This window comes from Devosia sp. Root685, from assembly GCF_001427875.1.
Classification (GTDB): Bacteria; Pseudomonadota; Alphaproteobacteria; order Rhizobiales; family Devosiaceae; genus Devosia.
This window is the reverse complement of the sequence record NZ_LMHK01000002.1, coordinates 1,214,315-1,238,395: the sequence shown is the minus strand read 5'-3', so window position 1 is coordinate 1,238,395 and position 24,081 is coordinate 1,214,315. Positions and strand designations below refer to the sequence as shown.

26 protein-coding genes are annotated in these 24,081 nt (G+C 62.8%); 8 read left to right on the top strand and 18 right to left on the bottom strand.

All coding sequences use genetic code 11. The features are described 5' to 3' along the window. Position 1: 1 nt before the first annotated feature. On the bottom strand, positions 2 to 904 hold the full coding sequence (locus ASD83_RS14245; RefSeq protein ID WP_056311929.1) for a polyprenyl synthetase family protein: 903 nt from the start codon (positions 902 to 904) through the stop codon (positions 2 to 4). Between the two features lie 84 nt (positions 905 to 988). Here ASD83_RS14245 and ASD83_RS14240 point away from each other — a divergent pair, with 84 nt between their 5' ends. After that, positions 989 to 1,702: a biosynthetic peptidoglycan transglycosylase gene (locus ASD83_RS14240; RefSeq protein WP_082561255.1), complete on the top strand. Its 714-nt coding sequence runs from the start codon at positions 989 to 991 to the stop codon at positions 1,700 to 1,702. 118 nt (positions 1,703 to 1,820) lie between these two features. Here ASD83_RS14240 and ASD83_RS14235 read toward each other — a convergent pair whose 3' ends face one another. The 3 genes from ASD83_RS14235 to ASD83_RS14225 all read right to left on the bottom strand — a co-directional run bounded on the left by ASD83_RS14235 (position 1,821) and on the right by ASD83_RS14225 (position 4,840). Beyond that, a complete protein-coding gene (locus tag ASD83_RS14235; protein ID WP_056311927.1) occupies positions 1,821 to 2,792 on the bottom strand; it encodes a prephenate/arogenate dehydrogenase family protein in 972 nt (323 codons plus the stop codon). Next, on the bottom strand, positions 2,789 to 3,883 hold the full coding sequence (gene hisC, locus ASD83_RS14230; protein ID WP_056311923.1) for a histidinol-phosphate transaminase: 1,095 nt from the start codon (positions 3,881 to 3,883) through the stop codon (positions 2,789 to 2,791). The genes ASD83_RS14235 and hisC overlap by 4 nt, the downstream gene beginning before the upstream one ends. Positions 3,884 to 4,108: 225 nt before the next feature. Further along, complete coding sequence (locus tag ASD83_RS14225) at positions 4,109 to 4,840, bottom strand: class I SAM-dependent methyltransferase (RefSeq protein ID WP_056311921.1); 732 nt, start codon at positions 4,838 to 4,840, stop codon at positions 4,109 to 4,111. A gap of 84 nt (positions 4,841 to 4,924) precedes the next feature. Between ASD83_RS14225 and gloB the strand changes: the two genes are divergently transcribed. Continuing rightward, positions 4,925 to 5,692 (top strand): hydroxyacylglutathione hydrolase, encoded by a 768-nt coding sequence (gene gloB, locus ASD83_RS14220; RefSeq protein ID WP_056311919.1) that lies wholly within the window; start codon positions 4,925 to 4,927, stop codon positions 5,690 to 5,692. A 141-nt stretch (positions 5,693 to 5,833) separates the two neighbouring features. Continuing rightward, on the top strand, positions 5,834 to 6,085 hold the full coding sequence (locus tag ASD83_RS14215; RefSeq protein ID WP_056311917.1) for a hypothetical protein: 252 nt from the start codon (positions 5,834 to 5,836) through the stop codon (positions 6,083 to 6,085). 61 nt (positions 6,086 to 6,146) lie between these two features. Here ASD83_RS14215 and ASD83_RS14210 read toward each other — a convergent pair whose 3' ends face one another. The 4 genes from ASD83_RS14210 to ASD83_RS14195 all read right to left on the bottom strand — a co-directional run bounded on the left by ASD83_RS14210 (position 6,147) and on the right by ASD83_RS14195 (position 10,462). Further along, a complete protein-coding gene (locus ASD83_RS14210; protein WP_056311915.1) occupies positions 6,147 to 6,596 on the bottom strand; it encodes a hypothetical protein in 450 nt (149 codons plus the stop codon). 55 nt (positions 6,597 to 6,651) lie between these two features. After that, positions 6,652 to 7,545 carry a 2-dehydropantoate 2-reductase gene (locus tag ASD83_RS14205; RefSeq protein ID WP_056311912.1) on the bottom strand — a complete coding sequence of 298 codons (894 nt, stop codon included), beginning with the start codon at positions 7,543 to 7,545 and terminating at the stop codon, positions 6,652 to 6,654. A 273-nt stretch (positions 7,546 to 7,818) separates the two neighbouring features. Continuing rightward, a complete protein-coding gene (locus ASD83_RS14200) occupies positions 7,819 to 8,877 on the bottom strand; it encodes a Gfo/Idh/MocA family protein (protein ID WP_056311911.1) in 1,059 nt (352 codons plus the stop codon). Between the two features lie 100 nt (positions 8,878 to 8,977). Next, positions 8,978 to 10,462: a GMC oxidoreductase gene (locus ASD83_RS14195; RefSeq protein WP_056311908.1), complete on the bottom strand. Its 1,485-nt coding sequence runs from the start codon at positions 10,460 to 10,462 to the stop codon at positions 8,978 to 8,980. A gap of 112 nt (positions 10,463 to 10,574) precedes the next feature. On the opposite strand from ASD83_RS14195, the gene ASD83_RS14190 reads away from it, so the two are divergent. Continuing rightward, entirely contained in the window at positions 10,575 to 11,456 is an 882-nt protein-coding gene (locus tag ASD83_RS14190) for a sugar phosphate isomerase/epimerase family protein (protein WP_056311906.1), read from the top strand. A gap of 138 nt (positions 11,457 to 11,594) precedes the next feature. Here ASD83_RS14190 and ASD83_RS14185 read toward each other — a convergent pair whose 3' ends face one another. The 3 genes from ASD83_RS14185 to rpmF form a co-directional block, all read right to left on the bottom strand. Continuing rightward, positions 11,595 to 12,416, bottom strand: a complete 822-nt coding sequence (locus ASD83_RS14185) for a sugar phosphate isomerase/epimerase family protein (protein WP_244489179.1) — start codon at positions 12,414 to 12,416, stop codon at positions 11,595 to 11,597. 134 nt (positions 12,417 to 12,550) lie between these two features. Continuing rightward, a complete protein-coding gene (fumC, locus tag ASD83_RS14180) occupies positions 12,551 to 13,951 on the bottom strand; it encodes a class II fumarate hydratase (RefSeq protein ID WP_056311904.1) in 1,401 nt (466 codons plus the stop codon). A 131-nt stretch (positions 13,952 to 14,082) separates the two neighbouring features. Next, positions 14,083 to 14,262, bottom strand: coding sequence for a 50S ribosomal protein L32 (rpmF, locus tag ASD83_RS14175; RefSeq protein ID WP_035086813.1), 180 nt, complete (start codon positions 14,260 to 14,262; stop codon positions 14,083 to 14,085). Between the two features lie 489 nt (positions 14,263 to 14,751). On the opposite strand from rpmF, the gene ASD83_RS14170 reads away from it, so the two are divergent. Further along, positions 14,752 to 15,657 (top strand): alpha/beta hydrolase, encoded by a 906-nt coding sequence (locus ASD83_RS14170; protein ID WP_156385966.1) that lies wholly within the window; start codon positions 14,752 to 14,754, stop codon positions 15,655 to 15,657. Between the two features lie 52 nt (positions 15,658 to 15,709). On the opposite strand, the gene ASD83_RS14165 is transcribed toward ASD83_RS14170, so the two are convergent. Continuing rightward, positions 15,710 to 16,681: a DUF2125 domain-containing protein gene (locus ASD83_RS14165; protein WP_056311900.1), complete on the bottom strand. Its 972-nt coding sequence runs from the start codon at positions 16,679 to 16,681 to the stop codon at positions 15,710 to 15,712. A gap of 262 nt (positions 16,682 to 16,943) precedes the next feature. Here ASD83_RS14165 and ASD83_RS14160 point away from each other — a divergent pair, with 262 nt between their 5' ends. After that, positions 16,944 to 17,525 (top strand): gamma-glutamylcyclotransferase, encoded by a 582-nt coding sequence (locus ASD83_RS14160; RefSeq protein WP_082561191.1) that lies wholly within the window; start codon positions 16,944 to 16,946, stop codon positions 17,523 to 17,525. On the opposite strand, the gene ASD83_RS14155 is transcribed toward ASD83_RS14160, so the two are convergent. From ASD83_RS14155 to ASD83_RS14135, 5 genes are all read right to left on the bottom strand, one after another. After that, positions 17,513 to 17,860: a hypothetical protein gene (locus ASD83_RS14155; protein WP_056311898.1), complete on the bottom strand. Its 348-nt coding sequence runs from the start codon at positions 17,858 to 17,860 to the stop codon at positions 17,513 to 17,515. The two genes, ASD83_RS14160 and ASD83_RS14155, sit on opposite strands and share 13 nt — an antisense overlap. Positions 17,861 to 17,963: 103 nt before the next feature. Further along, positions 17,964 to 18,773 (bottom strand): lysophospholipid acyltransferase family protein, encoded by an 810-nt coding sequence (locus tag ASD83_RS14150; RefSeq protein ID WP_056311896.1) that lies wholly within the window; start codon positions 18,771 to 18,773, stop codon positions 17,964 to 17,966. Between the two features lie 28 nt (positions 18,774 to 18,801). Continuing rightward, the gene (locus ASD83_RS14145) at positions 18,802 to 19,326 is read right to left on the bottom strand and encodes a YcxB family protein (protein ID WP_056311894.1); all 525 of its coding nucleotides are present in this window, start codon (positions 19,324 to 19,326) and stop codon (positions 18,802 to 18,804) included. A 3-nt stretch (positions 19,327 to 19,329) separates the two neighbouring features. Then, positions 19,330 to 20,277 (bottom strand): cell division protein FtsX, encoded by a 948-nt coding sequence (locus ASD83_RS14140; protein ID WP_244489178.1) that lies wholly within the window; start codon positions 20,275 to 20,277, stop codon positions 19,330 to 19,332. Continuing rightward, positions 20,270 to 20,932 carry a cell division ATP-binding protein FtsE gene (locus tag ASD83_RS14135; RefSeq protein ID WP_056311890.1) on the bottom strand — a complete coding sequence of 221 codons (663 nt, stop codon included), beginning with the start codon at positions 20,930 to 20,932 and terminating at the stop codon, positions 20,270 to 20,272. The genes ASD83_RS14140 and ASD83_RS14135 overlap by 8 nt, the downstream gene beginning before the upstream one ends. A gap of 208 nt (positions 20,933 to 21,140) precedes the next feature. On the opposite strand from ASD83_RS14135, the gene ASD83_RS14130 reads away from it, so the two are divergent. Continuing rightward, positions 21,141 to 22,112 carry a zinc-ribbon domain-containing protein gene (locus tag ASD83_RS14130; RefSeq protein ID WP_056311888.1) on the top strand — a complete coding sequence of 324 codons (972 nt, stop codon included), beginning with the start codon at positions 21,141 to 21,143 and terminating at the stop codon, positions 22,110 to 22,112. Positions 22,113 to 22,216: 104 nt separating this feature from the next. After that, the gene (locus ASD83_RS14125; RefSeq protein ID WP_056311885.1) at positions 22,217 to 22,627 is read left to right on the top strand and encodes a response regulator; all 411 of its coding nucleotides are present in this window, start codon (positions 22,217 to 22,219) and stop codon (positions 22,625 to 22,627) included. A 134-nt stretch (positions 22,628 to 22,761) separates the two neighbouring features. On the opposite strand, the gene lysA is transcribed toward ASD83_RS14125, so the two are convergent. Beyond that, the gene (gene lysA / locus ASD83_RS14120; protein WP_056311883.1) at positions 22,762 to 24,021 is read right to left on the bottom strand and encodes a diaminopimelate decarboxylase; all 1,260 of its coding nucleotides are present in this window, start codon (positions 24,019 to 24,021) and stop codon (positions 22,762 to 22,764) included. Positions 24,022 to 24,081 lie beyond the last annotated feature (60 nt).

The following is a 24,081-nucleotide window of genomic DNA, read 5'->3' as shown; positions in this document are numbered from 1 at the left end:
GCTACTTCTCCCGGCTCGCAAAGTACTTTGCCGTGGCGCGGAGGCCATCGGCCTTGGGACCAAAGGTGCGCAGCGCCAGAATGGCTTCGTTGACGGTGTCGTTGAGCACTTTTCGTGCGCCGTCGACGCCGAGCTTTGAGACCAGCGTCTGCTTGCCGGCTTCTGCATCCTTGCCGGTGGCCTTGCCCATGGCTTCGGGCGTGGCGGTGACGTCCAAGATGTCATCGGCGAGCTGGAAGGCGCGGCCGGCAGCTTCCGCATAGGCGGTCATGGCCGAGAGGGCGCGCGGATCGGCGCCGCCGAGAATGGCGCCCATGCGGACGCTGGCCCGGATCAGGGCGCCGGTTTTCATCGCCTGCATGATGGAGATGTCGCCCTCGGAGAAGCCGCCTTTTTCGCCCTCGATATCGCGCATCTGGCCGCCGACCATACCGCCGGCGCCGCTGCCCAAGGCCAGTTCGGTGACGAGGCGGATGCGCACTGCAGGGTCCGCGTGGCAGGTGGGATCGCTGAGAACGGCGAAGGCATGGGTGAGGAGGGCGTCGCCGGCCAGGATGGCCGAGGCTTCGTCAAAGGCTTTGTGGACAGTGGGGCGGCCGCGGCGCAGATCGTCATCGTCCATCGCCGGCAGATCGTCATGGATCAACGAATAGCAGTGCACCATTTCGACCGCGAGGCCGGTCAGGAGCGAAGCCGAGGGCGGGAGGGAGAAGATGGCGGCGGCTTGGCGCACCAGCAGCGGGCGCAGGCGCTTGCCGCCTTCGAGGGCGCCGTGGCGCATGGCGGCGACGACGCGATCGGCCGCTGGGCCGGGGCCGGAGAGCCGTGCGCCGGTAAGAAAATCGGAGAGACCGGCCTCAACGGCGCGGGCGCAATCGGCACTGTCGGCGGAAAAGTCGTACATGGCTCGTTGCTAACCCGTCGGCATGAAGGCTTCAAGGGGACTTCCGGCCTTGGCCGCCACGCCTCCAGCCGCTATCACCATGCCATGGCACGAAAAGCATCCAAGGGTTTCTGGCGGGCATTGCGTTTTCTTGGCACCGCCATTGCGGTGCTGGCCGCCATTCCGCTGGTGCTGACCCCGGTCTATCTGGTGGTCGATCCGGTTTCGGTGCCGATGCTGGAGCGCTTTCTCACGGGCCGCCCGGTGGTGCGGGAATGGCGCGATATCGATGATATTTCGGACCGGCTGAAGGCTTCGGTCATTCTCTCGGAGGATGGGCAGTTCTGCCGGCATTGGGGTGTCGACGTCGGGGCCTTGCGGGCCGAAATCGATAATTTCATGGGCGGCAAACCGACGCGTGGGGCCTCGACGCTGACCATGCAGGTGGCGCGAAATTTGTTTCTCTGGAACGATCCCGATCCGATCCGCAAGGCGCTGGAAGTGCCGCTGGCGATCTATGTGGACCTGATCCTGCCCAAGAAGCGGATCATGGAGATTTATCTCAACATTGCCGAATGGGGGCCGCAGGGCGAGTTCGGCGTGGCTGCTGGGAGTGAGCGGGCGTTCGGGCGGGAGCCGCAGAATTTGGATTGGCGCACGGCGAGCCTGCTTACGGTGACGCTGCCCAATCCGATCGTGAGGAATCCAGCGCGGCCCAATGCGGGGCTGCTTAGGGTGGCGGGGATTGTTGAGGAGCGGGCGCGGCAGTATGGGGAGCGGGCGAGCTGTGTTGGGCAGGGTGGGCGGTTGGATCTGTGACCCCCACCTAACCTCCCCCTGGGAGGGGGAGGGACGTCGCGGTTATTCCGCGAAATTTGGGGGCCACCGACAGATCCCTCCCCCTATCAGGGGGAGGCTAGGTGGGAGTTAGCCAGCCCTAAGCGTCGTCGCCACCGCCATGTTCGCGGACCATGGCCGTTTCCGGCGCCGGCGGGGTTTCGTGGGGGCGGCCGAAGTCGGGGGCGGCGGTTTCCTGGCCGGCATTGATGATCGAGCGGCGGATGGCGCGGGTGCGGGTGAACATGGATTCGAGCGCCTCGCCATCGCCGGTGCGCACGGCGCGCTGCAGCACCGAGAGGTCTTCGGAGAAACGGCCGAGCATTTCGAGCACTGCGTCGCGATTTGTAAGAAACACGTCGCGCCACATGACGGGGTCGGAGGCGGCGATGCGGGTGAAGTCGCGAAAACCGGAGGCCGAGAATTTGATGACTTCGGACTGGGTGGCGGCTTCGAGATCGGCCACCGTGCCCACGATATTATAGGCGACAAGGTGTGGAATGTGGCTGGTGATGGCCAGCACCATGTCGTGGTGCGCGGCATCCATGGTTTCGACCTGCGAGCCCATGGCGGCCCAGAAGCCGGCGAGTTTTTCGGTTTGCGCAGCGGGGACTTCGGGCCCCGGGGTGAGCACGCACCAGCGGCCGGCGAATAGTTCGGGGAAGCCGGCGGCGGGGCCGGAATGTTCGGTGCCGGCAATCGGGTGGCCGGGGATGAAATGTACGCCGGCCGGCAGGTGCGGGGCGACGACTTTGACGACGTGCTCCTTGACCGAGCCGACATCGGAGACGATGGCGCCGGGTTCGAGGGCGGGCGCGATGGCTTTGGCAAGCGCATCATAGGCGCCGACGGGGGCGCAGAGGATGACGAGATCGGCGCCGCGTACGGCTTCCGCGGCATCGAGCGTATAGATATCGCCAAGGCCAAGCTCGCGCGCTTCCTCAAGCGTTTCCTGGCGGCGCGTCGAAATGGAGATGACATCCACCAGACCCTGGCGGCGGGCGGCGAGGGCGATGGACGAGCCGATAAGGCCGATGCCGATCAGCGCGAGTTTGCGAAAGTGGGTGCTCATTGGGAGATCACCATGGATTTGAGAATTTTGGCGACGCCGCGCATGGCGTCTTCGGAGCCAATGGAGATGCGCAGGCCATTGTTGATGCCGTAGGACTGGCCGACTTCGCGCACGATATAGCCGCCTTCCATGAGGGACGCGAAGGCGCGGGCGGCGGTTTCGGCATCGGGGAAGAGCACGAGGATGAAATTAGCCTCGCTCGGCAGCACGCGCATGGCATTGCCGTTGAGTTCGGCCGTCAGCCAGTCGCGCCATTTGGCATTGTGCGCGCGAAGCTTTTCGTTGAATTCCAGGTCGCGCGTGGCCGCCGCGCCGGCAAGCTGGGCGGGCAGGTTGACGTTGAAGGGCCCACGAATGCGGTGGATGGCGTCCGTCACGTGGTCGGGGGCGACCATCCAGCCGATGCGGGCGGCGGCGAGGCCCATCTTGGAAAAGGTGCGCACCATGACGACGTTTTCGGCCTCGCCGACAAGGTGGAGGCCGACGGAATAGTCGGCGGCGGTGACATATTCGGCATAGGCGCTGTCGATGACGAGCAGGATGTCGGGGCGCAGACCAGCGTGCAGCCGGCGCACTTCGGCATCGCTGAGATAGGTGCCGGTCGGGTTATTGGGATTGGCGAGCCAAATCACCTTGGTGCGCGCGGTGACGGCGGCGAGGAGCGCGTCGACATCTGCGGTGTAGTCGGTTTCCTCGACCATGACGATTTTTGCGCCGGTGGCCATGGTGATGATCGGATAGACCGAAAAACCGTAGCGGTTCATCACCGCCTCGTCGCCTTCGCCGAGATAGGTCTGGGCGAGGAGATGCAGGAGGTCATCCGAGCCATTGCCGCAGACGATGCGGGCGGGATCGATACCATGCACTTCGCCAAGGGCTTCGCGTAAAATGCGCGAGGAGCCTTCGGGATAGATTTCGAGGTGTTCTGCAGCGCTCGCAAAGGCGGCAATGGCCTTGGGGCTGGCGCCGAGGGGGGATTCATTGGCCGAGAGTTTTACCGCCTTGCTGCCGGGCGCGCCGGATTTGCCCGGCAAATAGGGCGCGATATCCAAAATTCCGGGTTGCGGGACGGGACGCTGGGGATTGGTCATGACGCACTTTTATGACGGGCAGGAAAGGCCGCGCGGACCATATGCAAAAGGGGGAATAAAGGCAAAGGGTGAGTGTGGCGGCCTCTTCACCTCTTCCTTTGGGGGAGAGGTCGGATTGCGCAGCAAGCCGGGTGAGGGGGCCTGTCTTATGTCACGGTCCTGGTAAGGCCCCCTCACCCGCCGCTTCGCGTCGACCTCTCCCCCAAAGGGAGAGGTGAAGAGGGGCTAGCTCGAGCGGGCTGTTGCAGCCGAAAGACCTGGGAGGCGCACATAGCGTTCGGCGCGCTTGCGGCGGGGGACGGCGGGGAAGGCCTCCTTGCGGGCGCGGACGCAGATGACCCCGCTCATGGGTGGGCCGAAAAGGCGGCCGATGCGCTCGAAGAAACGGGCGGAGCGCAGCACGAGCGAAGACTGGATCGGTGGCACGAAAAGGCCGTCGCGCCAGGCTTCGGGCACGAAACTGTGGTCGCGCAGCAGCTTTTCCAACTGGCCGCCCGAATAGGGGACGCCTTGCCCAAAGGGGGTCACGTCGCGCTGGGCCCAGATGCCGCGGCGACGTGGCACGACCAGGACGAGATGGCCATTGGGCGCGGTGACGCGCCAGAGTTCGCGCATCAGTTCCTCGGCATCGGCGACGTGTTCGAGCGCGTGGACGGCAATGGTGATGTCGATGGAGGCATCGGCCAGCGGCATTTCGAGGGGGTCGCAGAGGACGGTGTGTGATGGGCCCTCGCGTGGCCAGGCGGAGGCGCCCTGGCGCTCGGGCATGAAGGCGAGGACGCGCTCGGCCGGCGCGAGGGCAAAGCGCAGATAGGGGGTGGCAAAGCCGAGGCCGAGTACGCGGCGGCCCTTGAGGTCGCCGGCAAGGCCGATGATCTGTTCGCGCACGAGGGCACGGGAGATGCGTCCCAGCGGGGATTTGTAATAGGCGATCAGGCGGCCGATATCGCTGCTCATGAATCAAGTCTAGCCAAAGCCAGGCGGGTTGTCATCGCGCGGTGTCAGTCCTAGCCTAGGGTTATGTGTGAACAGGAGTCCCAGATGGCCGTAATCGTTGATGTTTTTCCCGCCCGTCAGGACAATTTCGGCTACCTGATCCATGACGAGGCGACCGGCCGCACCGCGGCGCTCGATGCGCCGGAAGCGGCGGCGATCCGGACGGCGTTGAATATGCGCGGTTGGCAGTTGAGCGATATTTTTATCACCCATCATCACCTCGATCATGTTGAAGGCATTGGGGAATTGAAGGCGGCGTTCGGTAGCCGGGTGGTTGGGCCGCGAGCCGAGGCCGACAAGATCGAGGGGCTTGACGAACTGGTGGGGGATGGCGAGCGGGTGATGCTCGGGGAGACGGTGTTCGACATCATCGCGACGCCGGGCCATACGCTGGGGCATGTGGTCTATCATGATGCTGTAAACAAGCATCTTTTTTCGGCCGATGCGCTGTTTTCGCTCGGCGTGGGACGGATGTTCGAGGGGACGCCGGGGCCGATGTGGGCGGGGCTCGAGCGATTGCGGGCGCTGCCGGATGAGACGCTGGTCTATTGCGGGCATGAATATACTGAAAGTAATGCGAAATTTGCGCTTGCTGTTGATCCCGACAACGTTGCGCTGCAGGCGCGGGCGGCCGAGGTGAAGGCGCTGCGGCTGGCGGGGAAGGCGACGATTCCGTTCGAATTGGGCGAGGATAAGCAGGCCAATCCGTTCCTCCGCGCCGATGCGCCGGAGTTGGCGCGGCACTTTGGTCTCACCGGGAAAGAGCCATTTGAAGTCTTTGCGGCGATCCGCAAGGGCAAGGATAATTTCTGATAACCGATCACATTTTGGGATCCCAAATCGTTAACAGACTGTTAACGTCTGGCACATGCCTTGCACCGTTACGTGCAGAGGGCGGTTGATCTGTTTCAAAGCGGAACAACTGACCCTCGATGACACAGGCGAGGGACCAGAATGACCGAGATCGAAACACCGCGGACACAGCTTCCTGTTCTGGTCACTGCATCGGGGCCGCGTCCGTCGCTCGCCTGGAGCGCGCCGACCGCTGCCTTCGTCAGCCAGCTTATTGCGGCGCGGGAGCATCTGCCGGTTCAACGCGAACGCCGGACGGCGAGTGTGGACCGGGCCGTGGGGGCCTATCGGCAGGGCGCGGGGATTACCGTGCGGCGGATGCCCGAGGGGTATCGCAAGACGGTCCTCGTCTGATCGACATTAAAAGAAATCCCCGCCCTTGAGAGCGGGGATTTTGCTTTTTGGGCGCCCGTTCTCAGTTCATCGAGACGTCGCGGCTGGCGCTGGTGATGGAGACGGTGAAGCCGGCGACGACATCGATCAGGCTCATGACCATCAGGAGGAAAAAGACCGAGCTCGACGCGGCGCCGACCAGCAGGAATTCGATGAGGAAGACCACGAAGAGCAGCATGGAAAACATGTGCTCGATGATGGAATTGCGTGCCGTCTGGGTGGATTTCAGCACTTCGAAAAAGAGCGCCACGATGCCGACGACGAGCAGGAGATCGCCCGCCGTGATAGCCCAGGGCATGCCCGAGGGCATGGGGATGGAAAAGAGGCCCGCGCCCCAATTGACCGGATTGCCGCCGAAGAACAGGAAGACGGCGATATTGTAGAGGATGAACGGGACGACCAGCAGCGGCACGACAAAGGTGTTGCCGCGGCGCGGGGTGCGTTGATTGGGCAGGACGACGGTTTCCGTCATGAGGGCCTCCGGTTGATGCGGCGAAGATGCCAGAGGAACCGTTCTCTTGAAAGGCCTATGCCGTCTCGATCCACGGCGCGCCGGAGGCGGCGAGGAGGGTTACGAGCACCTTGTTCATCGGCGTCGGGATGCCGTGCTTTTGGCCGAGGCGGACGATGACGCCGTTGCGGGCGTCGATTTCCATGGGATGGCCGGCGAGGCGATCGGCATGGAGCGAGCCGCCGGAAGAGCCTTCGGCCATCTTGCTGGAGGTTTCGATCGTGCTCTCGACAAAGCTTTGGGGGATGGTGGCGCCTTCGGCGCGGCCGACGGCAGCGCATTCTTCCACCACGCCGCGGACAATGGCTTCGAGGTCGGGGTTCCAGACGGGGCCAGTGGCGCGGAGGGTCAGCGAGGGCACGATGGCGATGGAATTGCCGGTGAGTTTGAGCCAGGCCTCAGAGACGAAATCGGTATGGGCTGATGCTTCGATTTCGGTCTTGGCAAAGAGGGCGGCAAAATCTTCGCCATTTTTTCCGGCGGGTACCGAGATGATACCGTGGCGATGCTGGACGATGCGGCCGGGGGCGCTGCGGGCGGCGGGCAGATTGATGATGACGGGAACGATGCGGGCGGGGGGAACGAGATGGGCGAACAGGCGCTGGTGCTCGACCCCGTTTTGGATGATGGCGACGCGGGTGTGATCGGCCAGCAGGTGATCGAGCCAGGGTTTTGTGGCGTCGGCGTCATAGGTTTTTGTGGCGATGAGGACCCAGTCCACCGGGGTGGCGTCGGTTGGGTTCGTCAGGACTTTGGGGGTGGCGGTGATGAGGCCCTGGGGTGTTTCGACCTGCAGGTCTGCAAAGGGTGTTCGGGCACAGACGGTGACGTCGAAGGATGGGTCCTGGGCGAGCCAGGCTGCCACCGTGCCGCCAATGGCGCCGGGTCCGATGAGGGCGATGGTGGTCATGGGGAGCTCCGGGGGCGGGGTAGGGTGGTGAGATAGGTATCAGTATGCCTGCTAAGGCTGACGCTGCAATGCGCATTGCGCTGGAGGTCGTCATCCTCGCGCCCGACCCGAGTAGACCTCATTCTGAGGTGCGGAGCGTAGCGCAGCCTCGAAGAACGAGGTCGTGGCGCTATGCCTCCACTCGCCCGCCCTCGTGGTTCGAGGCTTTGCTGCGCAAAGCACCTCACCATGAGGGCTTCTAACTTGTCGATTTCAAAGCAAAAGCGAAATGATCTAGAGCTTGACCGCCAGACCCGTGCGCACGCTTTCGTCGGCGGCGAGGCAGATGTGGAGGGAGGTTACGGCGTCGTTCATGTGGCGGGTGAGATCAAAGTTCTCGGTGATGGCGCGATAGACGAAATCCTGCTCGCGGTCGCAGAGACCCTGATGGTCGGGTTCGCCGTGCATGTCGAGCCAGTCGTCGGGGCGGGAGGGCTTGTTGTTACCGTCGAGCCCGGCGTGATGGACGAGAATGCGCGAGGTCTGAGTGTGGGCGTTGATGTCGGCCGAGGCGGCGCCTTGATCCATGACGATGGAGACGGAGCCATTGGGGGAGATGACGTCTTTTACGAAGAAGGCGGTTTCCGACATCATCGGGCCCCAGCCCGCTTCATACCAGCCGGCGCTGCCATCATCGAACAGCACCTGGAAGTGGCCGTAATTATACATGCCCTGCGGCAGGCCCCTGGCGAGGGGGACGCCCATGCCGCGGACTTCGACCGGCTTTGCGTCGGTGATCTGGCACATGACATCGACATAGTGCACGCCGCAATCAACGATGGGCGAGGTCGTTTGCATGATCGAGCGGTGAATGTCCCAGGCGGCGCCGGAGGATTGCTGATTGAGATTCATGCGGAAGACATAGGGGCCGCCGAGGTTTCGCGCCTCTTCGATCAGCTTGGTCCAGGAGGGGTGGTGGCGGAGGATATAGCCGACGACCACTTTTCGATCGTTGGCCTTGGCCGTATCAACGACGCGCTGGGCATCGGCGACGGTGGCGGCGAGGGGCTTTTCGACGAAGACGTGGGCACCGGATTCAAGGGCGGCTACGGCGTAGTCGGCATGGGTATTGGTGTGGGTGGCGATGGAAACGACGTCGGGTTTGAACTCGGCGAGGGCGGCGGCGTAGTCGTGGCGGATGGGATAGGTGGTCAGTTCGGCCGGCAGGGTCGGAGCCGAGCGATTGACGAGGCCGACGATCTCGAAGCCGGGATGGGTGTGATAGGCGATGGCGTGGCTGCGGCCCATCTGGCCAAGGCCAACGACCAGGACTTTCAGTTTTTTGTCGGTCATTCTTTTGGTCTCCTGAAGGTCTGGTCGTGCTGTGCACCTCAGGATGGGCCCCGGCCTGCGCCGGGGTGACAATCGAGGGTGGGCGGCGTCGGGTGGCCGTCTAGACGGTGCGGCGCGCGGCTGCGATCTGCCTTGCGCCAAAAGTGGCGAGGGCGGTGGAATAGAGCGTGGGATTGGTGGCGGTGACGGTGGGGATGACGCCATTGCCGGCGACGTAGAGATTGTCAAAACCCCAGACGCGGCTGTTGCGGTCGCAGACGCTGGTGCCATCGTCGGTTTCGCCCATGCGGACGGTGCCCTGATAATGGAGCGAACTGCCGACGGGCTGCATGATGGTGGCAAAGCCGGGGGCCGGGCGGCCGACGACTTCGGCGATGCGGACGGCGACGGCCTTGGCCTCGGCAACGCGTGCCTTGTCGGCCTCGGACGGCTTCCACTTGATCGAGATTGCCGGCAGGCCACGCCAATCGAGTTTTGTGTCGTCGAAGAGGACCCGGTTGTCGGGGTCGATATCGGTGGGGCAGAAAACGCCCATGCCAACGGGGTTACCGGTAAAATCGGGCGTCCGTTCCATGGAATCGAGGCTGGCGCCGTAAAGGGTCACCGAGAAGGGGAATTCATTGGTTGCCGGAATCCAGCTCATGGACCGCATGGGCTCGCCGTCCTGCATTTCGACCATTTGCGAGATGATGAAATGGTCGTTGAGATGGCGGCCCAGGGCCTTGGGGCGGATGCCCGAGGCATGGAGCAATTGTGGGGAATGGAGCGAATCGCAGGCGACGACGACGGCGCCGGCGGCGAGGAAAAAGACCTCGTCTTCGCCCGGGCGGACAAGCTCGACGCCGGTGGCGCGGCCATTTTCATGGACGACGCGGCGGCAGATGGTTTCGGCGAGAATCTGGAAGGTTTCGGCGGGTTCTTCGACCAGCGGCCCGAGCACCACATCGGTGCCGTGATAGCGGAGGCCGCTCGGACCCGGGGTCGCGGCGAGCGGCATGGCGCGCACGGTGCGATCCGGGCTGCGGCCGGGATTGAATGCCTTGCCGAGCTTTTCCCTGAAGGCAATGGCGCTGACATCGCCGGCGAGTGGGTCCTTGTTGGTGCCGAGAAGGCCCTCGGCGGTCGAAAGAGCGGCTTCGAATTCGTCGGCGGGGATGAACGGGACGCGCTCGGCCTGGGACGGGGTCGGGGTACCGGTCGACCACTTCGTGCCCATGCCGCCGACATTGGCTGCGGCAAAACCGGCGAAGAGATTTTCGCTGGGGTCGGCATCATTGGCGATGAAGAGGCCCGACCGGCGCAGGAAAGAGGCATCGAAACCGCCGGCGCGGCGGGCTTCCCACTCTTCCTTGCTGATAGAAAGACGTGGCTCGCGATCGCCGCCCTGGGCCAGAATTTCAAGTTCGGCGCGTTTGTCGAGATCAAGCACGTTGTCGAGATGGCCACCGGTCTGGGGCAGGATCTGCGGGCCGGCTTCGACCATCACAATGCGCGCCTCGGGCCAGTCGCGACGAATGATCCGCGCATAGGCGCTACCGGTGGGGCCGCTGCCAATGATCACGACATCGGTGGAATGGATGGGCATCGCGATGGTCCGTCGAAAAGGGCTGGTATGCAATTGGTATCAATGGTTCTAATTGGTATGTAAAGTCGTGATTGCGACACGATGTCATTTTTCAGTTTCGGAGCGGCCTCCCATGAAGATCGGTCTTTCATCCTATAGCTTCCGCCCCATGCTGGCGGATGGCAGGCTGACGCTGGAGACGCTGTTCGATTGGTTGCAGGAGCATGGCGCGGAGCATCTCGAAATCGCGACGTTTTCCTTTGCCGCGCCGGGCACGGAAGCGGGTTTTGACCTGAGCGCGGACGAGGCGGTGCTCAAGCGCCTGGAAGCGGCGGTGGCGCGGACGGGGGTGCCGATTTCGGGCTTTTGTCTCGGGGCGAGTTTTCTTGAGGGCGAGGGGCGGCAGGGGCAGATCGAGATGGTGAAGCGCCATGTCGACCTTTGCGTGCGGTTCGGCGCGAGGTTTTTGCGCCATGATGTGGTGCCGTGGGCGCTGCGGCTGACCGATGCGGGTGAGTTCGAGCGGGCCTTTCCGTTCATCGTCGAGGGGTGCCGCGAGGTGGCGGAATTTGGCGCGCAGCATGGGGTGGTCACCAGCGTCGAGGATCATGGGTTTTTCATGAATGGGGCGGAGCGGCTGTTGCGGCTCGTTCATGCCGTGGACCATGCCAATTTCAGGCTGACGGTGGATGTGGGGAATTTCCTCTGCGTCGATGACAATCCCTATGTCGCGACGCGGCGTACGCTGCCGCATGCGAGCTTTGTGCATGTGAAGGATTTTTATATGCGGCGGGCCGAGCCGGGGCCGGGCTGGCTGCGGACGGCGGGCGGGGAGTTTATTCGCGGGTCGGTGTTTGGGTATGGGGATCTCGATACCAAGGCACTGCTGAGGAGCGTCGTGGCTTCGGGGTATGACGGGTTTTTGTCGCTGGAATATGAGGGGGCGGAGCCGACGCTGTTTGGGTGCGAGGTGGGGTTGGGGAATATCAGGCGGATGTTGGGGGAGATCCAGTAACCCTCATGGTGAGGTGCCTTGCGGAGCAAGGCCTCGAACCACGAGGGTGTGACGCTGAAGCATCGGGACACGCCCTCGTGGTTCGAGGGTCGGCTACGCCTCCCACCTCACCATGAGGGCTACTATTAATGCGGTGTGCTAGAGCCCGGCGATGCGATCCAGGCGCGATTTGATGTCCGCGAGGCGCTGGCGGTTGCCGCCGGGGACTTCGGCGGAGACCCAGCCATTGTAGCCAGTCTTGGCGAGGGCGCGGTTGACCCCGGACCAGTCCACGTCGCCTTCGCCTAAGTCCACCTCAAAGCCTTTCCAGGGGCCTTCGGCGTTCATTTTGGCGAGGCTGTATTCCTTGATGTCGATGCGGAAAATTCTGCTGCCGAGGGCTTCGATCCAGTCGGTCGGGCTGCCGTAGCGCATGACGTTGCCGACATCAAAGTACCAGCCGAGGCGGGGATTGTCGAAGCCGTCGATGAGGTGGGCGGCCTCCAAGGGGCTCAAAAGAAAGTTGTTCCAGACGTTTTCGAGGGCGATGGAAATGCCGATTTCTTCGGCGTGCGGCAGGAGGCGGTCGATGCCTTCGACGGCGCGGTCATAGGCCACGGCGTAGCTGGTGGTGTCGTTGACGACGCCGGGGACCAGCAGCATGGTTTCGGCGCCGTAGGTTTTTGCCTGTTTCATCGCGAGAATGGAGGCGGCGATGCAGGCTTCGCGCACGGCCGGGTCGGGATCGGTGAGGGGCGTTTTCCAGTGAGCTGAGTTGACGACGCCGGGGATGGCGAGGCCGGTTTTTTCGCGCGCGGCAAGGATTTCGGCCTGCGGCAGATCGTTGGGTGAATCCAGTTCGACGCCGTCAAAGCCGAGATCGGCGAGGAGCTTGAACTTTTCGATGATGGAGAGGTCTTCTTCGATCATCGACCATTTCAGGCTCAATTTGGCCATGGGTTTTGCTGCGGAATTGGTCATGATTCACCTCTCTCTTGGGGTGATGCTAGACCGGCGCCGTTGCGCGGGCCAAGGCGCGAAATGTCTCATTGGGTCTTGCTCCAAACAAAAATGCCGCCCGGTGAGGGGCGGCATTTTCAGGAGAAGTTTGAAAACTACTTCTTGATCGTCAGGGGGCCGACCATCTGTTCGGGCTTTACCTCGGCGTCGAATTCTTCGCCGGTGAGGAGGCCGAGGTCGATGGCGGTTTCGCGGAGTGTGGAACCGTTCTTGTGCGCGGTTTTGGCGATTTTTGCGGCGTTATCGTAGCCGATCTTGCGGTTGAGCGCGGTCACGAGCATCAGGGACTGATCGACAAGCTGCTTGATGCGCTTGCGGTCGGGCTGGATGCCGATGGCGCAATTGTCGTTGAACGATTTTGCGGCGTCGGCGAGGAGGCGGACGGACTGCAGGAAATTATAGGCGATGACGGGCTTGAAGACGTTGAGCTCGAAATTGCCCTGGCTCGCGGCAAAGCCGATGGCGGCGTCATTGCCCATGACGTGGGCGACGACCATGGTCATGGCTTCGGACTGGGTCGGATTGACCTTGCCCGGCATGATCGAGGAGCCGGGTTCGTTTTCGGGGATGGTCAATTCGCCAAGGCCCGAGCGGGGGCCGGAGGCGAGCCAGCGCACGTCATTGGCGATCTTCATGAAGGCGACGGCGAGCTGTTTTAGCGCGCCCGAGGTGCCGACAAAGGCGTCGTGGCCGGCCATGACGGCGTATTTGTTGGGGGCGGTGATGAACTCGTGGCCCGAAAGGGTGGAAATTTCGGCGGCCACGGCGACGGCGTAATCGGGATGGGCGTTGAGGCCGGTGCCGACCGCAGTGCCGCCGAGGGCGAGTTCGCGCAGCTGGGGCAGGGTGACTTCAATAGCCTTGATGGCGAGGTCGATCTGGGCGACCCAGCCGCTCATTTCCTGACCGAGCGTGAGGGGGGTGGCGTCCTGGAGATGGGTGCGGCCGATCTTGACCACGTCCATGAATTCCTGGGCCTTGGCATCGAGCGTATCGCGGAGGATTTTGACGCGCGGGAAGAGGTAATTGACGACCGCTTCGATGGCGGCGATGTGCATGGCCGTGGGATAGGTGTCGTTGGACGACTGGCTCATATTGACGTGGTCATTGGGGTGCACGGGCTTTTTGGAGCCCATGGTGCCGCCAGCCATTTCGATGGCGCGGTTGGAGATGACCTCGTTGACGTTCATGTTCGACTGGGTGCCCGAACCGGTCTGCCAGACGACGAGCGGGAAGTGATTGTCGAGCTTGCCTTCGATGACCTCATCGGCTGCAGCGACGATGAGGTCGCGCAATGCCGGGTCGAGAAGGCCAAGCTTGGTATTGGTAACAGCCGCGGCCTTTTTGAGAATGGCGAAGGCGGTGATGATTTCCTTGGGCATCTTTTCCCCGCCAATGTCGAAATTGGCGAGGCTGCGAGCGGTCTGCGCGCCATAATACTTGTCGTTCGGGACATTGATGGTGCCCATCGTGTCCGATTCAATCCGCATGGTCATGGCAGGCTCTCCGTCTGTTGGCCGCTCTTGTCGGCGGTCCCTTGGGAAAAACAAAACGGCCGACCCTTTTGTGAAGGATCGGCCGCTTAAAAGTATCAGGTCGCGCGCATCAGCGCCGCAAGCCTTTCGGCTTAGCTCTTGACGGCGAGAATCTGCCGGCCGCGATACATGCCGGTCTTGAGGTCGACGTGATGCGGACGACGCAGCTCACCCGAATCCTTGTCTTCGACATAGGTGGGGTTGGCAATCGCGTCGTGCGAGCGGCGGAAGCCGCGCTTCATCGGCGAGGTCTTTCGTTTTGGCACTGCCATGGTCGGTACTCCGAATTCAAAATCGTTGCGCCGCCAAAAGCGGCCCAGAGACACGTCTCTGTGGGGATTGGGGGCTCTATAGAATAGTTGCGCGCGCTTGGCAACACGGCTTTGTGCTGCGAGCGCCCTTGAGGAACGGGTTCTACAGCATTTCGTCCGCCCGCAATAGACGTGTCCGGCGAGTGGTGGATTGGCGGCGCCGGCATGCCCCCTGCCGGAAGGGCGCGTGCCTGCATTTTGGGACATCAAAGTTGTAAACAAAATTGGCAAAACTTGTTTTTTGCCAATCCGGGTTTCATTTTAGTTATTTAAAACCAATCTTCTAATCGAGTGATCCGATTTGGTCTGGTTGTTTTTTTGGGGTCATTACTTGACAACAATGCTTTCTGGTCTTGAAATGCGCTCGTGTCCGGCGTGTCAGTGGTGCTGATCGGGAGAGAGTTTGGCTCCAAGCGCGTCGCGACGAACACTGAATTTGAGGAGGAAATCATGTTCAAACCCGTCATTTGCGGGATTGCGCTCGCATGCCTGATGATCGGCGGCGCCCAGGCCGACGCCATCACGGTGGATGCGACCGGCGTCGCGTTCAGCGGCGTCGAGCTTTATTCGGATATACAATATTCGACATCGGCGCTGGGCCTGATGCGGAACGAGCTCTATCTCGACCTGATCCGCCCCACGAGCGCGGAGCCGGCGCCCGTCATCGTCTTCGTGACCGGCAGCGGCTGGCGCGCCGTCGAGCGCGAGCGCCTGTTGCCACAGCTGGTGCGCTTCGGGGAGGCGGGCTTTGCCGTTGCCTCGATCGACTATCGCGGCATTGGCGAAGCCAAGTTTCCAGAGCCGCAAATGGATGTGAAGGCGGCAGTGCGCTATCTGCGGCAGAACGCGGCGCTTTATAATCTCGACCCGGACAAGATTGCCGTTTTTGGCCCTTCGGCCGGCGGGCATCTGTCGCTGATGGCGGGGCTTACCGGGAATGATCCAGCCTTTGTCGATGACCGGCTGCCCGATGTTTCCTCGGAAGTGGCTGCCATCGCCGCCTTCTATCCGGCGGCCTATCTGGGTGAGTCAGGTCAGGCCGGCTATGATCTTGCCAGTATGCATATGGGGCTTTCGGTGCATGACAAGGCCAATGCGGAGGCGGTCGCGAACGCAACGCCGGCGAGCCACATTACGGCCGACAGCCCGCCTGTGCTGCTCATTCATGGCACCGAGGACAAGGTGGTGCCGATCGACCAGAGCCAGCGGCTCTATGATGCGCTCAATGCGCAGGGTGTCGATGCCACCTTCGTCACCGTGACCGGGGTGGGGCATGATTTCGAGCAGATGACCAGCGTGCCCGAAGTGACCGACGCCTTGATCGACTTCTTTACGCGCACGCTCAAGAACGATTGAGAAAACAAACCCCGGCAGCGCGGCTGCCGGGGTTTCAACTCGGTTTTGACTTTTAGAACAGCGGCGGCAGGGCGGTGATCGGGATCAGGCCCGAGGAGAGCGTGCCGCCCCTGAAATTGAGCTGATTGGTGTGGCGGCCGTTTTCTTGTGGGGTGCCGAGGACCAGGGTGCGCCAGGGTTCTTCGATCAAGGGGCCGATGCGTTCGGCAACGCCCATGGAATCGATCGAGATGGTGCCGTTGGGAAGTCCCTGGGCGTCGAGGGCGAGTTCGCCTGATGCCTTGAGGTCGGCATTGCCGTCGCTGGCGCGAATGCCGACGATCTTGAGCTGGCCGCCGGCCTGCTGCCAAGTGGGCAGGATGGGCGTTGTGCCAATGGCGTTGAGATCGTCGGGGAGGCCGCTCAGTTCGGCTTCGACTTCGAGCGCGGTGTTGGCAAGTGTCGCGGCGGGGAGGTCGAGGGTGTCGGCCTTGAGATAGAGCGCCAGGGACGCGAGATGGCGCTCGGCGTCATGGGCTTCGGGGATATCGAGCACGTGCATTTCGGCGTGCGAAGCTTTGGCCAGCATGGTGTCGCCGACGAGAAGATCGTTCCAGGACAGTTCATCGCCAACGACCGAGAGCCGGGCGATGCGGTTGTCCTTGAGACGGAGGCTGCCATTGAGGCCAGCCCAGGAAATGGCCGAGCGCTGGCCGGTAAAGGCGTCGGATAGCTGGGCCGGGCCCTTGGCCGAAGCGATGACATGGTTGAAATCGTAGACCATGACACTGAGCCGGACGCCGGGGATTTCCGCAAGCAGGTCGCCCGAGACCACGACGGCGTCGGTGCACTCGATATCGAAGGCGAAGGGGAAGCCGCCGATATCGAGATTGGCGCAGGTCAGTTGTGGGCTGGTTTCACCATCGGCAAAGGCGAGGCGCTCGACCTCCTGCCGCACGATGCCCGAGGCATAAAACCAGGCGCCGCTGACGCCAAGGATGACGAGCAGCACGACGGCGCCCAGAATGATGATTCGTTTCTTCATGGGAACGGTTTTAACCTTGGACGGGCGAAAGGCAAAAGCGGGTCGCGCCGATCAGCCTTTGTTCATACAAGTTTTGCCTAAGCTGTGGTTGTGGCCATGGCGAGGCTGGGCTTAGGGTTTGTGCAAGTGAAAAATCGTGGCTCCCGCCCCCCTCCCCATCCCTCCCCACGAGGGGAGGGTGCCGGCCCGGTGGCGGAGAGCAGATCGAGTCTTACGCTCGATGCGGCACCTCCCCCTTGATGGGGGAGGTTGGGAGGGGGTGATGGTGAGGCAGGAAGCGGGCGGACAGCGGTCGATGCAGGACGACAATTCGGAAAATCACTGGGTCTTTGGCTACGGATCGCTGATCTGGAATCCGGGATTTCCGTTCGTCTCGACCCATCTTGGGCGCCTCAAGGGCGCGCATCGATCGCTTTCGATTATTTCGCATCATCACCGGGGCACAGTGGAACAGCCGGGGCTGGTTTTCGGGCTGACGCGTGGCGGGTCGGTGCGGGGCATGGTGTTTGAGGTCGCGGACGCCGAATGGCCGGCGGTGCGGGCCTATCTCGAGGCACGCGAGCAGGTGACGATGGTCTATCGCGACGTGATGCGACCGGTCATGCTCGACGATGGGCGAAAGGTTTCGGCGCTGACTTTTGTGGTCGACGAGCGGCACGAGCAATTTGCCGGGCAGTTGAGCCTCGAAGAGCAATTGGTCATGGTGCGGGCGGGCGTCGGGATTTCGGGGCGCAATATCGACTATGTCATCAATACCGCGCGGCACCTCGAAAGCCTCGGGATTCGCGACCGGGTGCTGATGGACCTGGCACGGAAGCTTGAGGCTGAGAGTCAGGCGGCCTGATCGATCGGGGCGGGTACGGCGCCTTCGAGATCGGCAATGATGGACAGGCGTTCGCCATCGAGCTCGGGGCGCGGCAGGCGGAAGACGCCATCGGCGCGGCTGAGGGCCTTGCGGAATTTGAGGCGGATCGCCGGTTCAGCGACGAGGTCGAGGCCGCAGCCGACCCAGAGCACGGTATTGCCCCGGGCGATGAGATAGAGATCGGCGCCTTCGAGAATGAAGTCGCGCAGGTTCTCGCTCGCCAGATGATAGGTGCGGCCCGAAAGGCCGAGCCAAAGGCTGATCCGCTTCTGCCGCATTGCAGGCTCGAGGCCGGCTTCAATCCACGAAAGCATCCCTGTTCCCCCGCGTGAGTAGAACAAAACTAGAACAAATACCGCGAATCAGTCAAGTCGCGTCATTGAGCTACAAGATGTGGTGCTTTGTGGCTTTGTTGGGTCAAGATGCGGGGGCGCGTTGTCGCGCTGCGGCGATTCTTTGCGCCAGCGCCGCATCGATGGGGCGGGTAATCCCCGCGTCCACGGCGGCAAGGCTCAAGGCATCGGTGTGGGTTTCGATGGCGCTGCTGAGCCGTTCGGCAAAGGCTTCGGGCGACAGGCCCGGCTCGATGGCGGGGAGAAAGCGGCCACGGGCGAGGCCGGGCCAGATGATCAGCGAATTACGGCCCCAGAAGAGGCCGGAATTGAGCGCGACCGGCACGACGGGCACGTTAAGCTCGGTATACATGCGCACAATGCCCTGGCGGTAATCGGGCGGCGCGAGCGCTGCCTTGCGGGTGCCTTCGGGGAAGATGACGATGCGGCAGCCGCGATCGAGCGCGGCGCGGGCTTCGAGCATCATGGCGGGAATGGCTTCGGAGCCCTTCTTGCGATCGATCTCGATGCAATCGAGCGAGCGGGCGGCCCAGCCGAAGAAGGGAATGTTCATCAACTCCTTCTTGACGATGTAAGCGGGGCGGCCGGTATGGGGGAAAATCGCAAACACGTCCCAGTCGGACTGGTGTTTTGAGGCAATGATGCAGCCGCCTTGCGGGATGTTTTCCATGCCGGTGACTTCGGTGCGGACGCCGGCGATGATGCGTAGCAATTGCACATTGGACCAGCACCAGTATTGGGCCAGGGCCCAGGTGAAACGGGTGCGGCCGGCAAAGAGCGCGACGATGCCGATGATGATGGCGACAAGCGCGGTCTGGCCGATAAAGAGCAGATAGAACACGGCCGTGCGGATCGCTGCGATCACGGTAGTCATCACTTTCCTCCCGTGAGACACGTTGGTCTCATGCGCCTATGGTGGCGAGCCTTTCGCGCAGATCGCGTTCGGTATCGGCATCCAGCGCTCTTTTCGGGATGATCCTATAGAGGCGGTCGGACTCGAACAGCACGAAGGTATGTTTGTCTTCCCCAAAGCGGATGAAATGGCTCCAGGGCATGGCGAACTGGCCATATTCGCTGTCGAATTCGAGCCGCTCCTCGGTCCAGGTCAAGCCGACTTCTCCGTGCAGCGATCTCTGCTGGCGAAAAGTGCGACGGGCCAGCATGGGATTGCCGACAAGGATAACCACAAACACCAGGACGAAGGGAAAGACACCGGCCCCGAGGACGGTGGGCCACTCCTCTGCGAAACGATCCATGTCGAGCGGAAAGATGACGCCGCCGAGCCAGGCCATCAGCGTCAGGCAAATCACGAAGATCATGGCGATCGAGATGATGGTTTTCGGGCGGCGCAGCGACACGAGGCTAAAGAGCCTTGCGGCACGGACCATGTCATCTTCGGTCAGCCGGAAGCGAACGGCATGCACCATGGATCAGGAGGCCTCGCTGAGATAGCGGCGGACGGTGAGGCGCGAGGTGACGGCGGTGAGCACAGCGATCACCGGCACGACGAGGGCGATGAAGATGATGCCATCGATCCCGAGGACGAAGCCGCCGAAGACATAGCCGACCTGCGTCGTGGCTTCGGTGGGGAGGACCGAGCCGGCCGCGGTGCCGATCAGGAGGAAAAAGAGAGCGGCAAGGAGGGCGCCGAGCAGCCCGCCTTGCAAGCCAATGGACAAAAATCGCCCCTGGAACTCACCGGCAATGAATTTGTTGGAGGCCCCGATGAAGTGGAGCACGTCGACGATTTCGCGGTTTGACGCCATGGCGCCGCGGGTCGCGAAAATGATGGCGAGGACGGTGGCAACGCCGATGAGGCCGAGCACAAGCAGGCCGGAAACGACGACCGTGCCGGCCATGGTGTTGAGCTGTTGCCGCCAGGCGGCGTGGGTATCGAGACTTGCGCCCTTTATCGCCTGGAGATTGCGCTGCAGTTGCTCGATATCGGCATCCCCCGGATCGGCCAATTGCACGACGACGAGGCGTGGAATGGCGATGGCGGAGAGATCGAGCCCGGCCCCGAGCCAGGGTTCGAGAAGAGCCTGACTCTCTTCGATGGTGAGGGCGCGGGCGCCGGCAACGCCGGGGGTGGTTTGGGCGAGGGAAACGGCGGTACGCAGATTACTTTCCATCACCTCGCCTTCGACCGGGCGGATCTGGATGGTCATTTCGCGGCCGACATCGGCGGACCAGGCGATGGCCGATTTTTGCACCAGCACCACGCCGCCGAGAGTGACCGCGGAGAGAAAGCTCATGATGGTGATGAGCAAAAGCAGCGTGCGGCCGGCGACGGAGCGCTCGGGCACGATGGGGGCGCCGCCGCCACGATGGGGGAAGGGCAACCAGTGCGGCAGGCGGGACAGGAGGCTCCTAGTCATGGATGGTCAGAGCCCCTTTGTTGAGCACCATGCGCGGATAGGAGAAGCGATCGAGCAGCGGCAATTCGTGCGTGGCGAGAATGATGGTCATGCCCAAAGTGCGATTGAGCTCGGCAAAGAGATGGACGAGGCGGCTCGACAGGTCCGGATCGACATTGCCGGTCGGCTCGTCGGCGAGGAGAATCTTGGGGCGGGCGATGACGGCGCGGGCAATGGCGGCGCGCTGTTTTTCACCACCGGAAAGAACGGTGGGGAGCGCGTGCATACGTTCGCCAAGGCCCACCCATTCGAGCAGTTCGGTGACATTGGGGCGATATTCACTCTCGGGCTGGCCGAGGACGCGCAGCGGCAGGGCGACGTTTTCGAACGTCGTCAGGTGATCGAGAAGGCGGAATTCCTGGAAGACGATGCCGATATGGCGGCGCATCTGCAGGAGGCTGTCGCGGTCGAGTTTTCCCACATCCTCATCGAACATCGTCACCTTGCCGCGGCTCGGCTTCAACGACAGCAGCAGCAGGCGCAGGAGGCTGGTCTTGCCCGAACCGGAGGGACCGGTGAGGAAATGGAAGGAGCCGGGCTCGATGGAAAAGGTGAGATCGCTCAGAATCTCGGGACCATTGCCATAGCGCAGGCCAACATCGGAAAAATCGATCAAGAACGGGTGCTCCCCAGCTCGTCCGGTGGTCTCAACGCAAAAAGCGAATCACGAGTGGGCGGCATCATAGCAGCGCCACGCCGTGTTTGCGGAACTGGTGCCCGCTATGCCGGGGGGAAAGCGGCACAATTGTGATTTCTCATGGGTTTGAGGAGTATTAACCCAAGCAGGGATAGGGTCAGGCAATATCGAAACGGTTGCCGGCGCGATGATCATTACCTGCCCCAATTGCCAGACCAAATACCAGGTGACCTACGAGGCCATCGGCTCGGTTGGCCGTAAGGTGCAGTGCGCCTCGTGCCGCCAATCCTGGCAGCAATCGGCGCTCCCCGATCCCAAGCCCGACCTGAAGCTGGTGCCGAAGGACGATCCCGAATCGGATCGCCTGTTCGAGAGCATGGCCGAAGAGGCGCTCGATGCTGCCATCGAGGCCGAAGAAAAAACCGGTGCCGATGAGTTGCCGCGCTCTATCGAACCGATCGAGCCAAGGCCGGCCAAGAAGCGCGAAACCGCCGCGGAAATTCGCGCGCGCCAAAAGGCGCTGACGCGGCGGCAGACTGCCATGGTGTCGCGCATGCCGCTGGCACGGATGCGGCGCTATGCGCGGGTGGCCGGCGCGGTGGGGCTCGTCGGGATTCTCGGGATTGCCTATTTTGGCCGGCTCCAGATCGTCGAGCGTAATCCCGATCTTGCCGGTCTTTATGAGGCGGTTGGGCTGGGGGTGAACGTGGTCGGGCTCGAGCTGTCGCATCTGCAATCGACGCGGGGGCTCTCCGAGGGCAAGGAAGTGCTTGTGGTTTCGGCCCAGCTCGTGGGGCTGATGCCCGATCCCGTCAGCGTGCCGCCGGTGCTGGTGAGCCTACTCGATGATACCGGCCACACGATTTACGAATGGAGCGTGACACCGCGTATTCGCGACCTGATGGCCGGCGAACGGGCGACGCTCGATACGCGGCTGCCACTGCCGCCCGCCGAAGCGGTCAAGGTGCGCCTGACCTTTGCGGGGGGGCGTGCTGCCACCAACACGGGCGAACAGGCCGCGGCCCCGCCAGCAATTACCGAGGCGCCGCCAGCGCGTGGTGAGGCAGAAGGCCATAGTGGGGAAGCGGCGCAAAGCGCTGAAGCTGGCCATCCGGCAGAACCTTCTGTTGAAGCTGCGGCGCCCGCTGTTCACCACTGATCGGATCGTTCCTATATTGAAGTCAGCGTGTGGCCTGTCATTTTTGCCCCTGACAGGTCCGGTCGGTGCCGTAAGGCCGCCGACCCGCCGCCCGGAGACTGCCTATGGCCCGCATACTTGTCGCTGAAGACGATCCATCCGTCCGCGCTTTCGTGGTGAGTGCGCTCACCATGAAGGGTCATGAGGTCGTGGCCGAGGAAGACGGCGGCTTGGCTGCCGAGACCATGGAAGCGGAGGAGGGGCGGTTCGATCTCCTGCTGTCCGACATCAAGATGCCGGTGATGGACGGGATCGCGCTCGCCTTGCAGGTGGGGTCGGCTTTTCCCGATGTGACGATTGTCCTGATGACCGGCTTTGCCGACCAGCGCGAGCGGGCGCATGGGCTTGAGGCGCTGGTTTATGATGTGATCGTGAAGCCGTTTACGTTGGCGGAACTGCTGGCCAAGGTCGAGGATGCGCTGGAAGGGCGGCCGGTTGAGGTGCTGTCGCTGGCACGGCAGGCGCGGGAAGAGTAGGGCGGGTTTGGCGTTTGCCGTGACCCCCACCTAGCCTGCCCCTGATAGGGGGAGGGATCTGCCGGTGGCTCACCAACACTAAAGCAAACTCGATACGTCCCTCCCCCTACCAGGGGGAGGTTAGGTGGGGGTTTTCACACCCAATCCGGCACGGAATCGAGCGCCAGCAATTCTTCGATGGATTTGCGCGGGCGGATGACGTGCCAGCGGGTTCCGTCGACCAACACTTCGGGGATCAGTGGTCGCGAATTGTAGGTGGAGGCCATGACGGCGCCATAGGCACCGGCGCTCATGATGGACAGGAGATCGCCTTCCTTGACGCCGGGGATGGTGCGGCCTTTGGCGAGATAGTCGCCGGTTTCGCAGACGGGGCCGACGATGTCGCCGGTGATGGGGGGCAGGTTGGACTGGTTGACCAGTTCGACGTCGTGATGGGCTTCGTAAAGGGTCGGGCGGATCAGGTCGTTCATCGCGGCGTCAACGATGATGAAGTTGGACGCGCCTTCCTTCACATATTCGACCTTGGTGATGAGCACGCCGGCATTGCCGACGAGGAGCCGGCCGGGCTCGATGACGAGGGTGCAGCCAAGCTGGCCGATCTTGTCGCGGACAACGGCGGCATAGGCCGACGGATGGGGCGGGGAGGCTTCGTTCTGGTTGTAGGGAATGCCGAGGCCGCCGCCGACGTCGACATGGTGGATGTCGTGGCCGTCTTCGCGCAGCGCCTTTACCAGTTCAGCCATGAGGCCGAAGGCGTTCCCAAAAGGTTCGAGATCGGTGATCTGGCTGCCGATATGCATGTCGACGCCGACGGCGACGATGTTGGGGAGTTCGGCGATGCGCTGATAGACTTCGCGGGCGCGCTTGAAGGGGATGCCGAACTTATTTTCGCTCTTGCCGGTCGAAATTTTCGCGTGAGTGCGCGCGTCGACATCGGGATTGATGCGGACGGAAACGCGGGCGGTGAGGCCCATATCCCCGGCGATCATCGAGAGGCGTTCAAGCTCGGGTTCGCTTTCGACGTTAAAACACTTGATGCCGGCGGTAAGGCCCTGACGCATTTCAGCGACGGTCTTGGCGACGCCGGAGAAGACGATCTTTTCGGCGGGGATGCCGGCGGCGAGGGCGCGCTGCAGTTCGCCGCCCGAGACGACGTCGGCGCCGCAGCCTTCGTGGGCCATGAGGGTCAGCACGGCCTGATTGGAATTGGCCTTCATGGCATAGGCCATCAGCGTCGGGATGCCCTCAAAAGCTTCGCGGACGACGCGGACATGGCGGCGCAGGGTCGCCGAGGAATAGACGTAAAACGGGGTGCCGACCTTTTCAGCCAGGTCGTTGAGATTGACGTCCTCGGCATAGAGGGTGCCGTCGCGGTGGTTGAAATGGTGGACCAAGGTGTCATCCTCATTTGCGCCAACCGCACGGTGTCACCCCGGCGAAGGCCGGGGTCCATC

What these genes read in the sequence shown, in the direction of transcription:
- ASD83_RS14245 (WP_056311929.1), bottom strand. Translation starts at nt 904, where the DNA reads ATGTACGACTTTTCCGCCGACAGTGCCGATTGCGCCCGCGCCGTTGAG.
- ASD83_RS14240 (WP_082561255.1), top strand. Translation starts at nt 989, where the DNA reads ATGGCACGAAAAGCATCCAAGGGTTTCTGGCGGGCATTGCGTTTTCTT.
- ASD83_RS14235 (WP_056311927.1), bottom strand. Translation starts at nt 2,792, where the DNA reads ATGAGCACCCACTTTCGCAAACTCGCGCTGATCGGCATCGGCCTTATC.
- hisC (WP_056311923.1), bottom strand. Translation starts at nt 3,883, where the DNA reads ATGACCAATCCCCAGCGTCCCGTCCCGCAACCCGGAATTTTGGATATC.
- ASD83_RS14225 (WP_056311921.1), bottom strand. Translation starts at nt 4,840, where the DNA reads ATGAGCAGCGATATCGGCCGCCTGATCGCCTATTACAAATCCCCGCTG.
- gloB (WP_056311919.1), top strand. Translation starts at nt 4,925, where the DNA reads ATGGCCGTAATCGTTGATGTTTTTCCCGCCCGTCAGGACAATTTCGGC.
- ASD83_RS14215 (WP_056311917.1), top strand. Translation starts at nt 5,834, where the DNA reads ATGACCGAGATCGAAACACCGCGGACACAGCTTCCTGTTCTGGTCACT.
- ASD83_RS14210 (WP_056311915.1), bottom strand. Translation starts at nt 6,596, where the DNA reads ATGACGGAAACCGTCGTCCTGCCCAATCAACGCACCCCGCGCCGCGGC.
- ASD83_RS14205 (WP_056311912.1), bottom strand. Translation starts at nt 7,545, where the DNA reads ATGACCACCATCGCCCTCATCGGACCCGGCGCCATTGGCGGCACGGTG.
- ASD83_RS14200 (WP_056311911.1), bottom strand. Translation starts at nt 8,877, where the DNA reads ATGACCGACAAAAAACTGAAAGTCCTGGTCGTTGGCCTTGGCCAGATG.
- ASD83_RS14195 (WP_056311908.1), bottom strand. Translation starts at nt 10,462, where the DNA reads ATGCCCATCCATTCCACCGATGTCGTGATCATTGGCAGCGGCCCCACC.
- ASD83_RS14190 (WP_056311906.1), top strand. Translation starts at nt 10,575, where the DNA reads ATGAAGATCGGTCTTTCATCCTATAGCTTCCGCCCCATGCTGGCGGAT.
- ASD83_RS14185 (WP_244489179.1), bottom strand. Translation starts at nt 12,416, where the DNA reads ATGACCAATTCCGCAGCAAAACCCATGGCCAAATTGAGCCTGAAATGG.
- fumC (WP_056311904.1), bottom strand. Translation starts at nt 13,951, where the DNA reads ATGACCATGCGGATTGAATCGGACACGATGGGCACCATCAATGTCCCG.
- rpmF (WP_035086813.1), bottom strand. Translation starts at nt 14,262, where the DNA reads ATGGCAGTGCCAAAACGAAAGACCTCGCCGATGAAGCGCGGCTTCCGC.
- ASD83_RS14170 (WP_156385966.1), top strand. Translation starts at nt 14,752, where the DNA reads ATGTTCAAACCCGTCATTTGCGGGATTGCGCTCGCATGCCTGATGATC.
- ASD83_RS14165 (WP_056311900.1), bottom strand. Translation starts at nt 16,681, where the DNA reads ATGAAGAAACGAATCATCATTCTGGGCGCCGTCGTGCTGCTCGTCATC.
- ASD83_RS14160 (WP_082561191.1), top strand. Translation starts at nt 16,944, where the DNA reads ATGGTGAGGCAGGAAGCGGGCGGACAGCGGTCGATGCAGGACGACAAT.
- ASD83_RS14155 (WP_056311898.1), bottom strand. Translation starts at nt 17,860, where the DNA reads ATGCTTTCGTGGATTGAAGCCGGCCTCGAGCCTGCAATGCGGCAGAAG.
- ASD83_RS14150 (WP_056311896.1), bottom strand. Translation starts at nt 18,773, where the DNA reads ATGACTACCGTGATCGCAGCGATCCGCACGGCCGTGTTCTATCTGCTC.
- ASD83_RS14145 (WP_056311894.1), bottom strand. Translation starts at nt 19,326, where the DNA reads ATGGTGCATGCCGTTCGCTTCCGGCTGACCGAAGATGACATGGTCCGT.
- ASD83_RS14140 (WP_244489178.1), bottom strand. Translation starts at nt 20,277, where the DNA reads ATGACTAGGAGCCTCCTGTCCCGCCTGCCGCACTGGTTGCCCTTCCCC.
- ASD83_RS14130 (WP_056311888.1), top strand. Translation starts at nt 21,141, where the DNA reads ATGATCATTACCTGCCCCAATTGCCAGACCAAATACCAGGTGACCTAC.
- ASD83_RS14125 (WP_056311885.1), top strand. Translation starts at nt 22,217, where the DNA reads ATGGCCCGCATACTTGTCGCTGAAGACGATCCATCCGTCCGCGCTTTC.